The sequence below is a fragment of the Paludisphaera borealis genome (assembly GCF_001956985.1).
Taxonomy (GTDB): domain Bacteria; phylum Planctomycetota; class Planctomycetia; order Isosphaerales; family Isosphaeraceae; genus Paludisphaera; species Paludisphaera borealis.
This window is the reverse complement of record NZ_CP019082.1, coordinates 2,170,075-2,188,795: the sequence shown is the minus strand read 5'-3', so window position 1 is coordinate 2,188,795 and position 18,721 is coordinate 2,170,075. Positions and strand designations below refer to the sequence as shown.

The following is an 18,721-nucleotide window of genomic DNA, read 5'->3' as shown; positions in this document are numbered from 1 at the left end:
GAACGCGACGCATCAACCCAATTACATGACCGAGGCGCCAGCGAGTACATCGTCCTGGCGGCGGACTGAAATGCACTCGCTGGCGTTTCGGACTTGTATTCCGGCTGCTCGGCGGAGCTGGCGCATTAGAACCAGCCGGTCTTCTTCTTCAAGCGGCTTGCGAGCGAGCGGAGGTGGTGGCCCTGCGAGCGCGCGGCGTGGTGGATCTCGGCCCACGCGCCTTCCTTGGGACGAGTGGCCACGAGCTGAAAGCCGGCGGCGAATCGCTTCTGGGTGTCTTGCGGAAGAGTCCTGAGCGTCTCCCAGGCGGGGCCGGACTGGCGGGCGGGGTCGGACCAGGCGGCTGCCCATTCGTCGAGGGTCGTGGCGCCGAATCTTTTCCCGGCGTCTTCGCCCTGGTTCGTCGCGACGGCGTTCCGGATCTCGCAGGCGAGCCACGCGAGCACGTAGCCGGGCTGGAAGTTCGCGGAGACGGTGACGTCCTCGACGTGGAAGTTGCGGAACCAGTTGCGGAGGCCGTACTCGGTCGTGTTGTAGAAGTGGTACGGAGGCTCGTGAACCGGCTGAAGGAAGGCCGTGTGCAGGATCAGCCGGCCGCCGGGCTTGAGCACGCGATGGATCTCATTCGCGGCGACGTTCGGGTTGATCAGATGTTCGAACGTATTGAACGTGACCACGGCGTCGAAGCTCTCCGAGGCGAACGGGAGCTTGTGGGCGTCGCCGACCACGTCGGTGTGACGGAAGATCGAATATTCCATCTCGATGCAGTTCGGGAGCTTGCGCGCGGTTCCACCGGCCCCCACGTTGAGCGCCCAACCATCGAGCTTGCTCACCCAATCGACGAACTCGAACGGCGGCTGATTGCTCAGGTGGGCCTCCGACATGACGCGGGGCGGCCCGGCGGGGTCTTCGATCAACACGGGGCGATCCTGGTGGATCGGATACCGCGCGGCGCACGCCTTGCAAGTCAGGCCGCCTTCGGAGCGCCCGAGCGAGCCCAGGCATCGGGGGCAGGCGAGCTTGGGGAGAATCTGATCGAGACGTTCCGAGTCGATCGCCATCCTGCTTCCTCTCTTTCCCTGTTCGCGTTGGTCGATCGTCAGGCCGCTCGAACGTGGCGCGACGCGTCCGCCAGGCTCGGATCGCCGAGCAAGGTTCGCAGGCCTTGCTCCAGCGTCGGCAGGTTTCTCCAATCGTCCCGGAAGCGGTCGGCAAGCTCCGTGAAGCTTTGGTCCGAAAGCTCGTACAGCGCGTCGACCGAGAACAAGAGATAACTGAACGGAGACCCGGCCGGCGGAACCTGCTTGCGCGGGACGATCTTGATCGGGACGCCGCCGGTCAGCAGCGAGCTGCGAAACCGCTCCGGCTCCATGTAGAAATGGTCGTGATGCGAGCACCAGATTTGATAGCGCGTATGCTTGAGCACCTGATCAAATTGCTGCTCATTCAAGTGGGGAGAACCCTGCTCGGTATACGGCGCGAGGGCGGGCACGTAGACGAAGCCGCCGGGGTGCAGATCGTGGATCAGGCGATCGACGAGCGCGGCGCGGCTTTCGGTCACGTGGCCGACGAACGCCCAGGGGATGCTGCGCTCCGGTCCGTCGTCGGTCCATCGATCCATCGTTCGGCTCTCGCTCGGGGTCAGGCCCGAGAAGAGGAATTCATAACGGGGATCGCCCTTGGGACGTTCGGGGGGCGTTTGGGCGATGATCCCCAGATCGATGATCCGGTCGGCTTGGATCTGGCGGCTGAGTTCGCAGAGGCGCGCGTACCAAGGCGTCGAGACGCAGTCGATGGAGAGGCTGAGCAACTCGCGGCATCGCCCCCGCAAGGCCCTGAGTCGCTTCAGACCTTCCGCTTCGTCGCCGATGCTCGCCACGATCTCCGACACGTTGCAGAGAAAGGCGAGGTCGAAGCTCGACTCGTCGGTCTCGGCCAGCGTCCGGATCTCGACGCTTGAACCCATCGCGCGAAGCACTTCGGCGATTCGTCGCCCGGCCTGATTATAGAAGTAGTTGAGCCTGCCGGGAACCACGACCAGCGTCCGCCGGCCGCCGACATCCTTCTGCGTCTCGTTCATTTCCGTCGTTCCTCGGGGGCCGGATGCTCCGATCCTCGTTCAGCAAAGGAGAACGAGACTGGGCGGCGACAGGAGCCCAGGCGTCGTCACGCCTCGCTCGGGTCGGGACGATCGGCGGCGGAGTCTAGTCGCGACCGGGCTTTGCGTCAAGCTCGGTCGAGGTGCCTGACGGGCCGAGCCGAGCCTCCTGATTGCGGAACAGCCTCGGGAGATGGCAGGCTTGGGTTGACGTGATTGCTTGGAAGTGCTACTGAACCCGCTTGCCAACGAAGGCTGTACGACGTGAACGGATTTCGGCGAGGGGACGCTGGGGCGGCTTCGCGGGGTCGATCCGGCAACGAGGGGGACGGGGCGTGGACCAGCAAGGCGTGACCATCGCGATTCCCAACTGGAATCATGAGTTCTTCCTGTCGCGATCGATCCTCTCGGCCCTCGAAACCATACGCCTCCTCAAGCGAGAAGGAATCCCCGGCGAAGTGCTGGTCGTCGACGACGCATCGCGCGACGGCTCTGAGTCGTTGCTCCGCAGCCTCGAGGCGCTCTACGGCCGCGAGGGCCTCCGCGTCCTCCGGCACGAGACGAACCGTGGTCTGGCCGCGGCTCGCAACTCGGCGTTGCTCAACGCGTCGCATCGTTACATCGTCTTTCTAGACGCCGACAACTATCTGATCGAAGCGAATTTCCCCTCGTTTCTCAGGTCGATCAAGGAGACGGGCGCAGCGGTCGTGTACGGCAATCTGCTGATGCGTCGGCTCGGCGAGGATTCCGCGTTCTGGATGTGCAGCAATGAAAGTTTTCAGCCGAGAATCTACGATGAAAACTACATCGACGCCTTCGCGCTCCTCGATCGCATACAGATTCTCGATTGCGGAGGCTATACGAGCGGGGTCGACGCCTGGGCCGATTGGGAGCTCTGGCTCCATCTCGCGGCGTCCGGTCGACGCCTGGTGTTCGTCCCTCTGACGTTTGGCGTTTATCAGTATCTGCCGAACTCGATGATGCGGGCCGTCGACGATCCCGACGCGATCAAACCACGCTTCAAGCGCGTCTTCAATCAGTTGGAATTCCGCGATTGCAACCTCACGCGGACCCATCACGAGAGGTACTTCCCCGGCGTCGGATACCTCTGAGACGGCTTGCCAAGGAGTTCTCGGTATGAGCGATCGGTTCGCGAAGGCCCTGCCTCGGATCTCGACCATCGACATGATCTACGGTCCCGTCGCCGGGTACCTTGAGCAGGCGCCTTACTCCGACCACGTCGAGTGCGGGCTGTCGCCGCTCGACAACTACGTGATTCATCTGATCCTCGAATTCTGCCCACGGCCGATCATCGCGGCGGATCTGGCGAGCCGGTCGTCATGGGGCGCCACGACGATCGCCTGCCTGGCGAACCACCGCGTCGCGCGCGTCGCCGTCGAAGAGGAGACCTCCGCGCTCCCGCCTCGCGGCGAGCGGCTCCACGAGATCATCCAAAGCTACGCCGATTCGTCGGCTCTGGCCGCCCGCGGCGCGCTTGCGGTGGTTCCTCAAACGGACGATCGATGGGAGCGCCTCGGCTCGACCGCGCATCACGACGCGATTCCCGTTCTCTTGCTGCCGGCGTCGATCGCGGCCTCGTCGTCCGGCGAGATCGTCACGAGCTTCCTCGATCGATTCGCCGACGGCGTCGTTGTCGTGCTGGGGATGGGCAAGACCCGCGACGATCCCAATGCGCGCGGCGTTTTGGGCCTCGCTTCCTCGGAGACCGGCCCGGTCGTGCACCTGCTCCGCGAAGAGGCCCCCTCGCTTTATGATTGCTCGATCGCCCTCGTTTTCCATCAAACGAACCGCGTCGCCCCAGACGTCCTCAAAAGGATCGAGCAACTCTTCACGACCAACTACGACTTTCTGACCCTCGTCCGCGACGCGTGCCTTTACGCCGTGGAGCGAGGCGTTCGGAACCAGGGGAAGTCGCTCGACGCGCGGGCCCGGTCGTCCGGCCGGATGGGAGATCGAACCAGCCTGAGCGAGTCGTTGCTCAACCCCGACATCGAGGAAGAAGTTCTCCGTGAGCGGAACGTCCGCCTTCAGGAGCAGGTGGAAGATCTCGAAGCCAAGCTGCGGAAGGAACTGGAGCGGGGCCTCGGCAAGACGCTGGTCGTGCTCCCGGCTCGCCGGTTCCTTGCGTTCGGACGCCGCTACCGCAAGGTGATCGCCCCGAGAAACAGCCTTCGAGAGCGCTTCGCGCGCGGTCTCTTGCAAATGTACAAAGGCCGGAAAGATCTCGACGCCGCCTGATCGCTTGCCGACCCGCTTGATCTCCGGGACGGCCTCGACCGGTCCCGGTTCCCAACTCGCCCCACCCGCGATCCAGCCCTTTCCGCCGCGATGACGCCTGCGTGCTCGCGCGCATGGTTTAGGCTGGATCGATGCACGTCGATGATCGAAAACCAGACTCGGACGACCCCGTGACCTACAGTTCCTTGGGGCGAGTTCGGAGCGCGCGTCGAGCCCACTGGGTCACAGGTCGCCAGAGGGCCTCTTCCATTCGTCAAACTTGACACATGACTTTGGCTGTGGGAAAATTCTGCTGCTATCACGATTGCAGGCTCGCTTCTTCAGCCTGAGCTATCCTCTTCCCTGCCAAGGAGTTTGCGCATGTCAATTCGATCTTCGCTACGGCGGACCGAACGGCTCCTGTCGTCACGACCGGCGTCGAGGAAGCGGTTCTTGCCGGAGGTCTTCGGGCTGGAAGATCGGAGTCTGCTCTCAACCTTCACCGTGACGAATACGTCGGGCGACGCGTCCGCGCAAGGTTCGTTGCCCTGGGCGATTCAGCAGGCCAACAATTCGAGTCCTGGGCTCGACATCGTCAAATTCAATCTTCAGGGTTCCGCACCCTTCATCATCGACGTGACGAGCACGCTTTACCTGAATGATCAGGTCGTGATCGACGGCGAATCGCAGCCGGGATATGCGGGCAAGCCGCTAGTCGTCGTGCGGGGCAATGCGTCGGTCCCCTCGATCTTCCTCTTGCAAGGCGCTGGCGGTCAGACGTCGAGCGGCAGCACGATTCAGGGCCTGGCGATGTCCAACTACACGGCCAACGCCGTGACGATCTTCGCGTCGTCGCAGGGGAACTGGATCCAGGATAATTATTTGGGGTTCTATTACGACGGCTCGAACACGCTGCACACCAACAAGCAGTTCACCGCGCAGCCGGCCGCAGGCGTGGGGCTTCAGTCCAGTTTCAACACGATTCGATTCAATACGATGTCCGGGCTCTACAACGGGGTCAACATCGGCGAGGACATCGGCGGGAGCTGGTCGGGCGCGATCTACAAGACGAATTCCATCCAGTACAACAATATCGGCACCGATCCGACCGGATCGACGGCGTCGGGCTTCGGGAACGACTCCGACGGCGTCTTCCTCGCCGCCGGCGCGCAGGAGAACTTCATCGGTCCGGGGGACGTGCTCTCCGGCAACAAGTCGTCCGGCGTCGAGCTGCTTCACCCCTCGACCAAGCTCAACGTCGTCTTCGCCAACATGATCGGACTGGATAAATCGGGCATGACGGCGATTCCCAACGGCGAGCTCGGGGTGCTGATCGGCAACGGCTCGGGGAGCAACGCGGTCGGCGGACCGTTCGGAGGCAACGTGATCGCGGCGAACGCCCTGGGAGGCATCTCGCTGGGGACCGCCTCGTTCCCCGGCGCGCCCGGCAACTGGGTTCAGAACAACATCGTCGGGCTGAACGTCGCCCAGACCGCGGTCGTCGGCACCCAGGCCGTCGGCATCAACGTCGAATCGGGCGCGAAAGCGAATTCGATCACCGGCAACATCGTCGCCGGTAATTCGGTCAACGGGTTCCAGGTCTCGAACGCGACGGGCAACTACATGGCCTCCAACTTCATCGGCCAGGCGTCGAGCGGAGTCTGGTTCCCCAACAAGGGGTTCGGCGTCGCGCTGCTGCCGAAGGCCAATAGCAACTGGGTCGTCGGCAACACGTTCGGATCGAACGGCCAGGGCTCGATCTACGTCGACTCGGCCGCCGTCGGCAACGCCTTGCAGGACGTCCCCGGGATCGTGAGGCCGGGCGGCGGCGGAAAGCCCAAGCCCCCTCGCGGGCGTGGTTGAGACTCCGCGCAATCCATAAGTTCGGATTGACGCGATCGCGCGTTGGCCGTATGAGTCAGGGCCCTCGTCCCGGACGATCCGACGTCCGGGACTCCCCTGGACTTGTGGAACGCGATCGTGAACCCAACCGAGCGACCACCGGCGATCGCCGCCTCGCACATCGACGCTCGCCGCAGCGCGACGTCGAAGGTGCGTCGGGATCGGTTTTCACTCCAGAATGCAACCCACCTGCCGCGACGCTTCCTGCGCGTCGTTCAGTCCGATGGTCTTGGCCCGGCGATGGGCCGAGCGCGGCGGAAGCTCCGCACCCTCTTGCGTCGATTCCGATCGAAGATTTCGGCCGGAAGATTCGGCGGCGTCCCCGGCGGCTTTCGCATCCCTGAACCCGTCGATCCCTACGACGCCTGGCGGCTCCGCAATCGCAAGACCTCGCGGCGCGGCCGGCGACTCTCCGAGTCGCTCGCGACCTTGAGCCGGCCGATCCGGTTCTCGATCGTACTGCCGGTCTACAACACGTCGGAGCACGTCCTTGACGCGGCGCTCGCGAGCGTCGTCGGGCAGAGCTACGGAATCTGGGAGCTGATCGTCGTCGACGACGCCAGCGCCCATGAATACATCAGGCCTTTACTCCGTCGCTGGGCCTTGCTCGACGACCGGATTTCGGTACTCGAACGAGCCGAAAACGGCAATATCTCGATCGCGACCAACTCCGGCGCGACGCTCGCTTCGGGCGAGTTTCTCGTGCTCTTCGATCACGACGACGTCCTCGACCCCGATTGCCTGGCGCATCTTGCGCTCTATCTCGAAGCCAATCCGGACGTTGATCTCGCGTATTCGGATCATGATAAAATCGACGAGAACGGCCGGCGCTTCGCCCCCGAGTTCAAGCCCGACTGGTCGCCCGAGCTGCTGCTTTCGTACTGCTACGCCGGCCATGTGAAGGCGATCCGCACGACGCTTTACCACGAACTCGGCGGCCTTCGCGTCGGCTTCGAGGGCTCGCAAGACCACGACCTGCTGCTGCGAGCGAGCGAGCGCGCGCGGCGGGTCAGCCACGTGCCGCAATTGCTCTACCACTGGCGGGTTCTTCCGGGCTCGACGGCCGCCAGCGGTCACGAGAAGCCCGCGAGTTTCGAAGCGGGTCGGCGCGCCGTGGAGGAAGCTTTCCACCGTCGCGGGATCGACTGTAGCGTTGTGATTCCCTCCTGGGCCGCGCGGGCGGGCTCGGCGGTTTTCCAGCCCGTCATGCCCGACGACGGGCCCCGGGTCGCGATCTTGATCGCCGAGGAAGATCCGTCCTCGACGTCGCGGCTGATCGCCTGGCTGCAAACTTCGATCTACCGTAATTTTCATGTGTACGTCATTGGATCGGACGGTCGAATGCCGAAGCTCGGCCGGTTTTCGTTGGGCTTCGAGATCACGGTTCTCGAAGGGGCCGACCGCGGTCGAGCCGCTCTCTGGAATCGCGCGGTGGAGGCCGTCGACGAGGAGTTGATCCTGTTCGTGGACGGTCGCACGGAGATCAGGGGTTCCTGGTTCCTGATGCAGATGGTCGGCTGGTCGCGGCTCGAAGGGGTCGGAGCCGTGGGGCCGAGGGGGCTCAACCGGCAGGGGACCCTTGATCATGCGGGCCTCTCGATCGACCCCGAGCGGTCCGTCGCTCGCAAGGTGTTCGAGGGCCTGCCGGTCTGGGATCAGGGTTATTTGAATCTCGCCCGCGTCAGTCGCAACATCTCGGCCGTCTCGGCCTGTTGTTTCATGACGCGCCGGGATCGGTTCCTCAGCTTGGGCGGGTTCGATGCGGATGCCTTCCCGGACGACCTGTTCGACGTCGACTATTGCCTGCGGCTCCGAACGCGAGAGCTGCGGTGCGTGATCTCGGCCGATTGTGAAGTCGTCGTTCCTTCGGCTTCGAAGTCGCGGGGAGCCGAGCCGCGAGCGATCGCGACGTTCCGCGAGCGCTACCCGGACGTGGTCGAGCCGTATCTCAGCCCGCACGTCGACCCATCCGCGCCCGATCTTCGAGTTCGACCGACGGTCGTACCGGTCGGTCCGTCGGAACAAAGGCTCCGCGTTCTGGCGGCGACCCACAACCTGAACTGGGAAGGCGCGCCGCTGATCCAGTACGAGTTGCTGTCGGCGCTGGAGCGGTCGTCGAAGATCTCGGCCGTCGTCGTCAGCCCCCGCGACGGGCCGCTCCGGGCGCGGTACGAGGAGGCGGGGATCGACGTCGAGATTCGACCGAGCTTGATCGACGCGACGGACTCCGACGATCGCCTGGCGGTCGAGGTCCGCGCGCTGGCCGACCGGCTTGCCGCCGGCGGCTTCGACTGTCTGCACGCGAACACGCTCCAGACGTTCTGGGCGATCCTGGCCGCGCGCCGTGCGGGCGTTCCCTCGGTCTGGAGCGTGCACGAAAGCGAGCCGTGGAAGACGTACTTCAGCGACTTCCCCGCGCCGGTCGCCCACGCGGCCCTCGGATCGCTGGCGACGCCGTACCGCGTTGTGTTCGCGTCGCGGGGATCGCTGGATTTGTGGAAAGACCTTGACTCGCACGCGAATTTCGAGCGGGTTCCCACCCCACTGGATCTGGACCGGTTTCGAGCCAGGTTCGATGGAATCGATCGCGCCGAGGCGCGTCGCGCGCTGGGGCTCGCCGATGGCGAAGTCTGCATCCTGTCGCTGGGGACGGTCTGCGAGCGGAAGGGCCAGCACGATTTGCTCGAAGCGTTCCGGAGGCTGCCGGTCGACGCGGCCGGTCGAGCGCGCTGCGTCGTCGTGGGGGCCCGCGACGGTCTGGCCTACAGCCGCGACCTCGGGCGGAGGGCGGCTGAACTCCCCGCCGACCGCCGGGACCGGTTCACGATCTTTCCCGAGTCGGGCGACACCGCGCGATTCTGGCTGGCGGCCGACGTGTTTTGCTGCACCTCGCGGATCGAGAGTTACCCTCGCGTGGTGCTCGAAGCGATGGCGTGCGGCCTGCCGCTGGTCACGACGCCGGTGTTCGGGATCGCCGAGCAAGTTCGTGATCAGATCAACGCACTCTACTACGAGCCCGGCGACCATGACGGCCTCGCGAACCGGCTCTCGGACCTGATCCGGGACGACGAGCGCCGCGGCGAACTCGCCGCGCAGTCGTCGTGGGTGCTCCAAGGACTTCCGGCGCATCCATGGTTCGTCGACCAGTACGAAGCCTTGTTCCGGGCGGCGGCGGAGAGCTTCGTCGAGCCCGACCTCGCCGACGCCGAGCGGCTCGCCTCCGCACCCGCTCGGCGCGTCACGTCGGCCCGGGTTTGACGCCTCGCACGATCGCCCGGATACAGAGAATTTGAATCGACTGATCGTCAAGCCGCTTCGTCGTGAAGCCCCGGACGTTGACGCCTGCGACCAGGCTCGCGCGGAAGTCGGCTTTGGTTTCGGTCGGAGTGCCTCGGTCGAACCACTCGTCGAAATCGAGCGTGAACGCTTCCTCGCGGAGGCTCACATCGACCAGTCCGGCCGCCGCGAACAGGTCGACGATCCGGCCGCTGCTCAGGTTATTGGTGTGGGTCCGATCTCGTCCGACTTCCAGTCGCCGATGGATCTCGGCGGCCTCGGGCGACGGCGACGTGACGTGATCGCAGGCGACGAGCACGCCCCCGGGCTTGAGCAACTCGACCTGGCGTTCGAGGAACCTCTCGGGATCGAGCATGTGGTGGATCACGTAGCGGGAGACGGCGCCGTCGAAGGGGGCGAGGGCCTCGATGCCGGGCTCGAAGATCGACGCTTGACGGAACCGCGCCCGATCGCCGGCGAACGCGCAACGCTTCCGCGCCCGCTCGATCATCTCGTTCGAAAGGTCGACCCCCTCGACCCGATATCCCGCTTCAAGAAACGCCGCGCTGACGAGCCCCGGCCCGCAGCCGGCGTCGAGGATGCGCGCCCCGTCGGGAAACGCGGCCTCCTGCACAAGCCGCTTCAGCGCCGCCGGATCGCTCTGCACCGGCGCGCGTTCGAAGTCCGCCGCCTGGCCGTCGAAAGCGTCCGCCAGATTCCGATCGTGTCCTGTCCCGCCCATCAAGCTTCTTCCTTATTCATTCCTTTGGCGATTCGTCGATGATCTTCCGGTAAGCCGCGCGGGCGACGTCGTACGCTTTGCGGGCGTCGTCCTTCTCCGACGCGCGGATGGCCGGCTCTTTCTGCGACCAGCACTGGTCGACCGATTTCAGGCACCACTCGGCCGATTTCCGCGACGCGCGGATCGGCTTGTCGCCGACGACCACGAAGACCGGGTTGGTGTGCGACGACAGGAGGATGCGGAAGGCGACCCAGCTCGACGCCTTGATCGGCACGTCGAATTCGAGCGGCTGGATCGTGCCGTCGGCCTCGATCTCGCGGCGGGCGACGGGGAGGCCGTTGACGATCATCTCGACGGCGACCTTGCGCGAGTCGCCGATCCGGGCGCGTTCGAGGTCCCAGTACGGCTTCTCGTCGAGCCCACGCTTGCGGACGATCTTCGCCGCTTCGGAAGGCTTGGGATCGAGGAAGGCCGCCGCCTTGACGCGCGCCTTGACGGTCCCGGGCGCCGGCAGCTTCAGCTCGCTGCCTTCTTCGCCCATGGCGCGGTCGTCGACCGTGAAATCGATCAGGTGGCTACGGCCGTCGCCGACGTACGATCGACCGTCCTTCAGGCCCTGGCACCAGCGGTCGAAGTCGAGCTTGCCGTCGGGAAGTTTGACGTACACCCGGCCCAGTCCCACGCGCTCGCCGTAGATGCACGGGAAGTCGGTTTCGCCGCTGATTTTCGTCCGGAACCCGCAGTTGAGCGTGTGATACCAGATGTTGAGTTCCCAGGGGGCGGGGGTGTCGACCGTCGACAGGAAATCGACCGCGTCGTGGACGACGTCGACGATGTACTCGTTGCCGCCGATGCCGTCGAACGGCGGGATCTCATATGTAGGGATCTCGTCCGTCGACGTCTTCAAGCCCCAGCCGGTGTGCGAGAACCCGACGACGGCACCCTGCGATTTGCCCCACTTCAGGACCGGCAAATCCCAGCTCGGCCACTCCTCGATCCGCGTCGTGCCGGGGTAGTCGTCCTCCTTCAGCCGCAGCAGGCAGAGGTGGCCGGCGTGCGACGACGGAAAGCCCGAAACCTCGACGTCGTAGCGCATCAGGTTGTTCGGCGTCGAGAGCGGGTGGAGCTTGCCGTCGAAGAACTGCTTCTGGGCGTACCAGCACGGCCCCCAACTCAGCACGCAGCCGACGTCAAGGTCTTCGCCGAGGATCTGCCGCCACATATCCTCGGGCTTCACTCCCTCGGTCGGGCTCTCATAGTGGGCGCAGCCGGCCGCGTGGACGTGGTGGTCGCCCGAGAACCAGTTCATCGCCGCCATGTGAATCCAGCGCTCGAGCTTGAACGACTCCTTGTGAGCCTTCGCGCGCGGCACGGTGATCGTCCGGGTTTGAACCAGATACTCGGGCCCTCTAGTGAATTCGACCCGGAATTCGCCCGCCGACAGCGGCACGGTTTCACCGGTCTGCCGGTAGATCTGGGGATGGAAGAAGAAGTCAGGCGCCAGGCGACGGCTCTGTGACGGATAGACCCGGCCCAGCCGGTCGCGAATGATGAACGAGGCCGTCGTGGGATTGCCCTCCTCGTCGCGGACGTCGAGCGTGACGTCGACGGCCGGCTCGGACGTGAACAGGATGTCGACGTCGCTCCGGAACCCGAGATCCTGCGTCCCCTGGCCGACGTCGAAGGTGATCTTGGCCTCGCGCTTGCCGGCGTCCCGACTGTAGATCTGGACGACCCGGTATTCGAGGGCCAGGCCGGAGAGGGTTCGGGTAAGCGGACGGTCGCGAAACATCGAGACGTCGCACCATCGCTGCACGACGTCGGCCGCGCTGACCGTGGCCTTGGGCTCGGCGCCGTTGGTCGATTGCTTGTAAACCGGCCGGGCGTTCGGGCTGTCGGCGACCAGCTCGGCCGTCACGCCGGCTTCGTTGTGCACCTTGACGAGGAACACGCACCAGCCGTTCTGCAAGAGCCTCGGCGCGGCCGGGCCGAGCGCGGCCTTGACCCGGCTCTCGGCGTTGATCTCGACCCCGATCAGGCAGTGGGGGTCGAGGACTTCCTGGAACACCTTGACGGCGGCGGCCGCGTCGGCCGAGTCGACGGCGTTGTTGAGCCTCTCCTTGGATTGGGGCGTGAGCGGCTGGCCGAGCTGGTCGAGCGTCTGGACGACGCGGCGGACCTGGGCGCTCAGCGGTTGGAACTCGACGTCGGTCACGACCGGCAAGACGTCGGCCCGAGCCGAAGCCAGCCCGAACACCAGCCCGGCCGCCAGGACGCCGCCGAGTATTCGATCAACGCGCGCTGATTCAAGCACGAGATATTCCTCCCACGGGCCGCCGTCGGCCAGGTGTGCATGATCGCCCGGGCCGGCCGGACCGCAACGAAGCGCCGCGGTCGTTCGCCTGGGTTCCATTTCAAAGCGTCGGGCCGGGCTTTTCAAGGAGCCGGAGCCCAACCGCACCGATTCCGAGGATCTGGGCGAGCCCCGCCTTTCGGCTTGACCGAGCGACTTGACGGACATAAGGTGTGCCGACCATGCGGGACCACGGAGGGTTGACGGCGTGAGCACGCGGCATAATTTTCAAACCGGGCATGCGCCGAGCTGGTTCCGTCCTCGGATTGTGCGGACTTTCGACGCCCCGCCCGATTCGCCGGAACACGAGGAACGCGAACGCGAGCCCGAACGCGTCGGTCGACCCGCGACGGTCCTGGCCGAGGGGCGGACGGGCCTGCACGCGCTTTTGAAGACCTGGGATCGGCTCGCCGGCCCGATCCCGGAAGATTGGATTCGCGACGGCCTCCGAAGCCTTCGGATCGACCGCGACGCGCTCTGGGACTGCGTTCATTTTCATGAGCGAACCTACCAGCGGACGCGGATTCACGCCGGCGACCAATACGAGGTCCTGGTCCTCTGCTGGCGGCCGGGGCAGGGGAGTCCGATCCACGATCACGGCGGCTCGACGAGCGGTGTTCTGGTCGTCGAGGGGGTCGCGACCGAGATCGCCTTCATGGCGACCGCCTGCGATCGGCTGGCTCCGTCGCGGTCGCAGCGGGTCCACGCGGGCGCCGTGGTCGTCTCGCGGGCCCGCGACGTCCGCCAGATCACCAACCTGGAGCCCCCAGGGACCAACCTCGTCAGCCTCCACGTCTACTCCCCGCCGCTGACGGGCCATCGCTGCTATCGACTCTCCGAGACGATCTTCGCCGATCACGACGCCCTTCTCGACGACCCGCCCGTCACGCGGTCGGCGCCGCTGTAGGAAGAATCATCGAGCCGTGAGCGGCCTCCCAATACGAACCCGGCTGACGCGATGCCTCGTGCTCGCCGTCGAGCCCATTGTCCGCGCCCCTAGCGAGAGGGCCTCGACCGCGGCGATTTCCAAAGTGTTCTTGCAGTACATCTGTTATTCGCTTATGTTTCGCAGCCGATCGGCGAGGACTTCGTCCATCCGATCATGTCGCCGCGCCGGCCGGGATGGCCGGAACAAGGCCGGGCGCCCCGCCGCTCGGGAGGGATTCCGATGAAATGCCGCCGCTTCCGCCGGCTCATGCTGATTGCCCTGGGGATCGCGCTGCTTCCGGCTCTCGTCTGGGGCCTGATCGTCGTGGTGGCGCCCACCGACTGGGCCCGCGTCCACCTGGTGTCGGTCATCGAACGCGCCAGCGGCCGATCGGTAGGGCTTGAGTCGCTGTCGATCTGCCTGGGCGGCGGCGTCGATCTCGTGAACCTCAAGATCGGCGCGCCCGGCGGCCTCGCCGACCCCTGGCTGGAAGCCGGCAACGTCCACCTCGACCTGAGCTTGCCGAGCCTCTTGTTCGGCAAGCTCGACGCGACCGACCTCGAGATCGAGAACGCCAGGCTCCGCGTGTTGAGGCGCGCCGATGGCTCGCTCGAACTGGCCGACCTCGTCCGCTCGTCGAGCCCCGCGCCCCAATCGACGGCCTCTGAGCCTTGCGGGCCGAGCAGCCTCAAGTTCCGACTGCAAGGCGCTGAGGTTCAGGTCGTCGACGAGCCCACGCACAGCCACGTGACGCTGGAGCGGGTCAACGGCGAGGGCCTGTGGGAAGACGGAAAGAACATCAACGCCAACCTGAACGGCTACGTGAACGAAGGGCCGTTCCAGCTTACCGGCTCGCTCGACCGCACGCCGGGCCGACCGAGTTTCGAGGGTCAGTTCCGGGCCGACTCCGTCCAGCTCGACGACGGCATGTCGATCCTCCGGTATCTCGTCCCGGTGCTCGCCGGGACCTCCACGAAGGTCGGCGGCGTTCTCAGCATGGAGATGTACCTCCGCGGTGAGGGGGACACCTGCGAGCGGCTTCGAGAGACTCTGCTCGGCCATGGTCAGATCACCATCGATCCGATCGAGCTCGAAGGGACGGAGCTGCTGGCGGAAGTCGAGCGGAACATCGCCATCCCGCGGCGGAGCCGGGTCGCCTCGCTGAACTCGGACTTCGCGGTCAAGAACGGGCGGGTGACCTCGAAACGGCTCGCTCTGAACATGGCCAAAACCCCGCTCGTGATCACAGGCTGGACCGATTTCGACGGCCGGCTCGACTATCGGATGAGTCTCGAAGGACTCGCCGACCGCGTCCCCGACCGAGCGCGGCGACTGCTCGCCGACCTTGACGTCGACCTCGACGGCCTCAGCACCCTCCGGCTCAGCGGGACCGTCGACGACCTCACCGTCAGCCTCACCACCCCCAAACCCGGCCCCAGCTCGGCCGTCAACCACCTGCTCGAACGCCAGGATAAACAACGCCTGAAGATGATCGGCCAGGAACTCCGAGACAAGCTGTTCCGCTGACCCCCGCCGCACGCCCCGCCCATCCTCGACGCAAACCACGATCCCGATCCGTATTTGGATGATCCCCGGCTTCAAACCGGTCGATCACAAGAGAGCGCTCGCCCGGCCATGCGGTGGTCGAGATCGACGCCGCACCCAGCTCATCCCTGGGCTGCGGCCACCGAGCGCGTGCGTGCTTGGTGTCGCGATTCTTGATTCCCTGGATCGGGGAACCTAGAATCGTGATGGCTCGCGTTCGTGGAACTTATAGTAGGCGTCGGGGAGGAGTCGACCGTGCCCAGGCGATCATGGATCGGCATTCTGTGCTTCTGGCCTGGCCTGGCCCAGATCTGGACGGGCCAGGAGGTTCTGGGGTTGCTGCTGGCTTCGCTGTTCGGCGTGACGCTCAACATGGCGATCGTGGCGCGGTGGGTATGGACCGAGGCGTTTGGGGTGGGGTGGGCCGATTTTCTGTTCGCGTTCGCGGCGCTGACGTGGTCGGCGAGTTTCGCGTACACGGTGTGGTGGGTGTGGCTCTGCCATCCCGACCGGCATCGTCGCGAGATCGACCGCCTGTTCCACGAAGCCATGGAGGAGTACCTTCAGGGCCGCTGGAACGAGTCGCGGAAACGGATCGAGCGGATTCTGGCGATGGACGACTCCGACGCCGACGCACTCATGCAACTGGGGACGATCCTCGTCCGGACGCAGCAATTCGGCCCGGCGAGGCGGGCCTTCCGCCAGTGCCTTGAGCAGGACGGGGGCTCGAAGTGGCGGTGGGAGGTCGAGACCGCGCTGGCCAGACTCGATCGGCCTTGAAGGGGTCGATCGGGGTGCTTTGTGCGTCGCACTCGGGCTCGCGCCGGCTTCCCGTAGTATACTGGGAATATCGGCGACGAGCCTGCGTCGTTCTCGGCCCCGTCAAGAGCGGGGCGAGGGGGGCGTCGACCGTCGCGAAGTCGGGGTTTTCCCCGTCGCAATCGTAAAAATCGCTCCGCTCGGGAGAGCTGCACTGAACCAACAGCGGCCAACGCGTGTACAATAAGAGTCGTTTCGTGAGAACGCTCCCGGGGACGGCTCGGCGCCGCTAGGAATGTCGGATCGGAGTAGACCGCATGTATGAACGCTTCACCGACCGCGCTCGTAAAGTGATGCAACTGGCCAATCAAGAGGCCCAGCGCTTCAATCACGAGTACGTCGGCACGGAACACGTATTGCTCGGCCTGATCAAGGAAGGCAGCGGCGTCGCCGCCAACGTCCTGCGGAATCTGGACGTCGATCTGCGTAAGATTCGCAACGAGGTCGAGAAGATCGTCCAGGCCGGTCCCGAAATGGTCACGATGGGGAAGCTGCCCCAGACTCCTCGAGCCAAGAAGGTCATCGAGTACGCCATCGAGGAAGCCCGCAATCTGAACCACAACTATGTGGGAACCGAACATCTCTTGCTCGGCCTGTTGCGCGAGCAAGAAGGAGTGGCGGCCCAGGTTCTGATGAACCTGAACCTGAAGCTGGAAGAAGTGCGCGAGGAGGTGCTGAACTTGCTCGGTCACGGGATGGACGCTGGCGGCGAAAGTGAACGCGGTGCCACGTCAAAAGGCAATAAATCCAAGACTCCGGCCTTGGATTCCTTCGGTCGCGACCTGACCGACCTGGCGCGGCAAACCAAGCTCGACCCGGTCATCGGCCGCCAAAACGAAATCGAACGGGTGATCCAGGTTCTCTCCCGGCGCACCAAGAACAACCCGGTCCTCCTCGGCGAGGCGGGCGTGGGCAAGACGGCGATCGTCGAGGGCCTGGCGCAGTTGATCGTGGACGGCAACGTCCCCGAGTTGCTCCGCGACCGGCGGATCGTCGTGCTCGACCTCGCCATGATGGTCGCCGGCACCAAGTACCGCGGCCAGTTCGAGGAGCGGATCAAGGCCGTCATGAACGAGGTTCGTCGTGCCAAGAACACGATCCTGTTCATCGACGAGCTGCACACCCTGGTCGGCGCCGGCGGGGCCGAAGGGGCGATCGACGCCTCGAACGTCCTCAAGCCGGCCCTCGCCCGCGGCGAGGTCCAGTGCATCGGCGCGACCACGCTCGACGAGTACCGCAAGTACATCGAGAAGGACGGCGCGCTTGAGCGGCGGTTCCAGACGATCGTCGTCGAACCCCCGAGCAAGAGCGAGGCCCTTGAGATCCTTCGCGGACTCCGCGACCGCTACGAGGCCCACCACCGGGTCCAGATCACCGACGACGCCCTCGAAGCCGCCGTCGAGCTCTCGGACCGCTACATCACCGGCCGCTGCTTGCCGGACAAGGCCATCGACGTCGTCGACGAGTCGGGTGCCCGCGTCCGCCTCAAGGCGATGACCCGGCCCCCCGACCTCAAGGAGCTGGACGAGCAGATCGAGCGCCTCAACCAGGACAAGGAAGAGGCCGTCGCCAACCAGGACTTCGAGCGCGCCGCCGCGCTCCGAGACCAGGCCGACAAGCTCAAGAAGAAGAAAGAAACGATCACCCGCGAGTGGCGCGAGCGCTCCAAGGAGATCGACGGCACCGTCGACGAGGAAGTGATCGCCGAGGTCGTCAGCAAGATGACCGGGATTCCGCTCACTCGGCTCGAAACCGAGGAGACGGCCCGCTTGCTCGCGATGGAGGGGGAGATCCAGAAGAAGGTCATCTCCCAGACCGAGGCCATCAAGCGGATCAGCGAAGCCGTCCGCCGCAGCCGCGCCGGGCTCAAGGACCCCAAGCGGCCGATCGGCAGCTTCATCTTCGCCGGCCCCACGGGCGTCGGCAAGACGCACCTGGCCAAGGCGCTCGCCGAGTTCATGTTCGGCGACGCCGACGCCTTGATCCAGATCGACATGTCGGAATACATGGAAAAGCACAACGTCTCGCGGCTGATCGGCGCCCCTCCGGGCTACGTCGGCTACGAGGAGGGGGGCCAGCTCACCGAGAAGATCCGCCGCCGCCCTTACGCGGTGGTCCTCCTCGACGAGATCGAGAAAGCCCACCCCGACGTTTACAACATGCTCCTCCAGATCATGGAGGAAGGCCGGCTGACCGACAGCTTCGGCCGCAACGTCGACTTCAAGAACACCATCATCATCATGACCACCAACGCCGGCGCCGAGGTGACCTCGAGCACGAACATCTTCGGGTTCGACCGCGGTCGCGACGAAGTCGGCGGCTATGAGCAGATGAAAGAACGGCTCAAGGTGGCCATCGAGAAGTACTTCCGGCCCGAGTTCTTGAACCGGCTGGACGACGTGATCGTGTTCCACTCGCTCAACCAGGGCGACCTCAAGCGGATCGTCGACATCGAACTCGCCAAGATCCGCGGCCGCATGGCCGACCGCGGCCTGGAGCTGGTGCTGACTGACGCCGCCAAGGACTTCGTCATCGCCAAGGGCTACAACCCCGACTACGGCGCCCGGCCGCTCCGTCGCGCCATCGAAAACCTGATCGAGAACCCCATGTCCGAGGAAATCCTCCGGGGCACTTTCTCGGGCAAGAACTTGATCTCCGTCGACGTCGAAGGTGAGTACGAGAACAAGAAACTCAAATTCGACGCCACCAAGAAAGACGAAGCCAAAGGTCCCGAGCTGGCGGCCGTCGCCGACGCCTGACGCCAGGCGCACTCGACAACAGAACTAGGGAAAGGAGAGCTTCGGCTCTCCTTTCTTTTTT

The 18,721-nt window shown here is 65.1% G+C and carries 12 protein-coding genes; 8 read left to right on the top strand and 4 right to left on the bottom strand.

Annotated elements, in window-relative coordinates; genetic code table 11:
* Positions 1-125: 125 nt before the first annotated feature.
* Together BSF38_RS08580 and BSF38_RS08575 are read right to left on the bottom strand one after the other, a co-directional pair.
* Positions 126-1,061 (bottom strand): methyltransferase domain-containing protein, encoded by a 936-nt coding sequence (locus tag BSF38_RS08580; RefSeq protein WP_076344760.1) that lies wholly within the window; start codon positions 1,059-1,061, stop codon positions 126-128.
* Positions 1,062-1,099: 38 nt separating this feature from the next.
* A complete protein-coding gene (locus BSF38_RS08575) occupies positions 1,100-2,080 on the bottom strand; it encodes a DNA polymerase Y subunit UmuC family protein (protein ID WP_076344758.1) in 981 nt (326 codons plus the stop codon).
* Between the two features lie 353 nt (positions 2,081-2,433).
* Here BSF38_RS08575 and BSF38_RS08570 point away from each other — a divergent pair, with 353 nt between their 5' ends.
* The 4 genes from BSF38_RS08570 (at position 2,434) to BSF38_RS08555 (ending at position 9,496) form a co-directional block, all read left to right on the top strand.
* On the top strand, positions 2,434-3,210 hold the full coding sequence (locus tag BSF38_RS08570; protein WP_076344756.1) for a glycosyltransferase family 2 protein: 777 nt from the start codon (positions 2,434-2,436) through the stop codon (positions 3,208-3,210).
* 25 nt (positions 3,211-3,235) lie between these two features.
* Positions 3,236-4,357 carry a hypothetical protein gene (locus BSF38_RS08565; RefSeq protein WP_076344754.1) on the top strand — a complete coding sequence of 374 codons (1,122 nt, stop codon included), beginning with the start codon at positions 3,236-3,238 and terminating at the stop codon, positions 4,355-4,357.
* Positions 4,358-4,717: 360 nt separating this feature from the next.
* Positions 4,718-6,199: a NosD domain-containing protein gene (locus BSF38_RS08560; RefSeq protein ID WP_145952028.1), complete on the top strand. Its 1,482-nt coding sequence runs from the start codon at positions 4,718-4,720 to the stop codon at positions 6,197-6,199.
* Between the two features lie 117 nt (positions 6,200-6,316).
* The gene (locus BSF38_RS08555; protein ID WP_145952027.1) at positions 6,317-9,496 is read left to right on the top strand and encodes a glycosyltransferase; all 3,180 of its coding nucleotides are present in this window, start codon (positions 6,317-6,319) and stop codon (positions 9,494-9,496) included.
* Here BSF38_RS08555 and BSF38_RS08550 read toward each other — a convergent pair.
* Positions 9,477-10,256 (bottom strand): class I SAM-dependent methyltransferase, encoded by a 780-nt coding sequence (locus BSF38_RS08550; protein WP_076344748.1) that lies wholly within the window; start codon positions 10,254-10,256, stop codon positions 9,477-9,479. The two genes, BSF38_RS08555 and BSF38_RS08550, sit on opposite strands and share 20 nt — an antisense overlap.
* A 16-nt stretch (positions 10,257-10,272) precedes the next feature.
* Complete coding sequence (locus tag BSF38_RS08545) at positions 10,273-12,669, bottom strand: CehA/McbA family metallohydrolase (RefSeq protein ID WP_168189344.1); 2,397 nt, start codon at positions 12,667-12,669, stop codon at positions 10,273-10,275.
* 148 nt (positions 12,670-12,817) lie between these two features.
* Here BSF38_RS08545 and BSF38_RS08540 point away from each other — a divergent pair, with 148 nt between their 5' ends.
* The 4 genes from BSF38_RS08540 (at position 12,818) to BSF38_RS08525 (ending at position 18,660) form a co-directional block, all read left to right on the top strand.
* Positions 12,818-13,516, top strand: coding sequence for a cysteine dioxygenase (locus BSF38_RS08540; RefSeq protein ID WP_168189343.1), 699 nt, complete (start codon positions 12,818-12,820; stop codon positions 13,514-13,516).
* A 261-nt stretch (positions 13,517-13,777) separates the two neighbouring features.
* Positions 13,778-15,064: an AsmA family protein gene (locus BSF38_RS08535; RefSeq protein WP_168189342.1), complete on the top strand. Its 1,287-nt coding sequence runs from the start codon at positions 13,778-13,780 to the stop codon at positions 15,062-15,064.
* A gap of 273 nt (positions 15,065-15,337) precedes the next feature.
* The gene (locus BSF38_RS08530) at positions 15,338-15,862 is read left to right on the top strand and encodes a tetratricopeptide repeat protein (protein ID WP_076350695.1); all 525 of its coding nucleotides are present in this window, start codon (positions 15,338-15,340) and stop codon (positions 15,860-15,862) included.
* Positions 15,863-16,158: 296 nt separating this feature from the next.
* A complete protein-coding gene (locus tag BSF38_RS08525; protein WP_076344742.1) occupies positions 16,159-18,660 on the top strand; it encodes an ATP-dependent Clp protease ATP-binding subunit in 2,502 nt (833 codons plus the stop codon).
* The last annotated feature ends 61 nt before the right edge of the window (positions 18,661-18,721 follow it).

Excerpts from the sequence above, each read along its gene's own strand:
- BSF38_RS08580 (WP_076344760.1), bottom strand. The coding sequence starts at position 1,061 with ATGGCGATCGACTCGGAACGTCTCGATCAGATTCTCCCCAAGCTCGCC.
- BSF38_RS08565 (WP_076344754.1), top strand. The coding sequence starts at position 3,236 with ATGAGCGATCGGTTCGCGAAGGCCCTGCCTCGGATCTCGACCATCGAC.
- BSF38_RS08535 (WP_168189342.1), top strand. The coding sequence starts at position 13,778 with ATGAAATGCCGCCGCTTCCGCCGGCTCATGCTGATTGCCCTGGGGATC.
- BSF38_RS08525 (WP_076344742.1), top strand. The coding sequence starts at position 16,159 with ATGTATGAACGCTTCACCGACCGCGCTCGTAAAGTGATGCAACTGGCC.
- BSF38_RS08545 (WP_168189344.1), bottom strand. The coding sequence starts at position 12,669 with ATGGAACCCAGGCGAACGACCGCGGCGCTTCGTTGCGGTCCGGCCGGC.
- BSF38_RS08560 (WP_145952028.1), top strand. The coding sequence starts at position 4,718 with ATGTCAATTCGATCTTCGCTACGGCGGACCGAACGGCTCCTGTCGTCA.
- BSF38_RS08550 (WP_076344748.1), bottom strand. The coding sequence starts at position 10,256 with ATGGGCGGGACAGGACACGATCGGAATCTGGCGGACGCTTTCGACGGC.
- BSF38_RS08575 (WP_076344758.1), bottom strand. The coding sequence starts at position 2,080 with ATGAACGAGACGCAGAAGGATGTCGGCGGCCGGCGGACGCTGGTCGTG.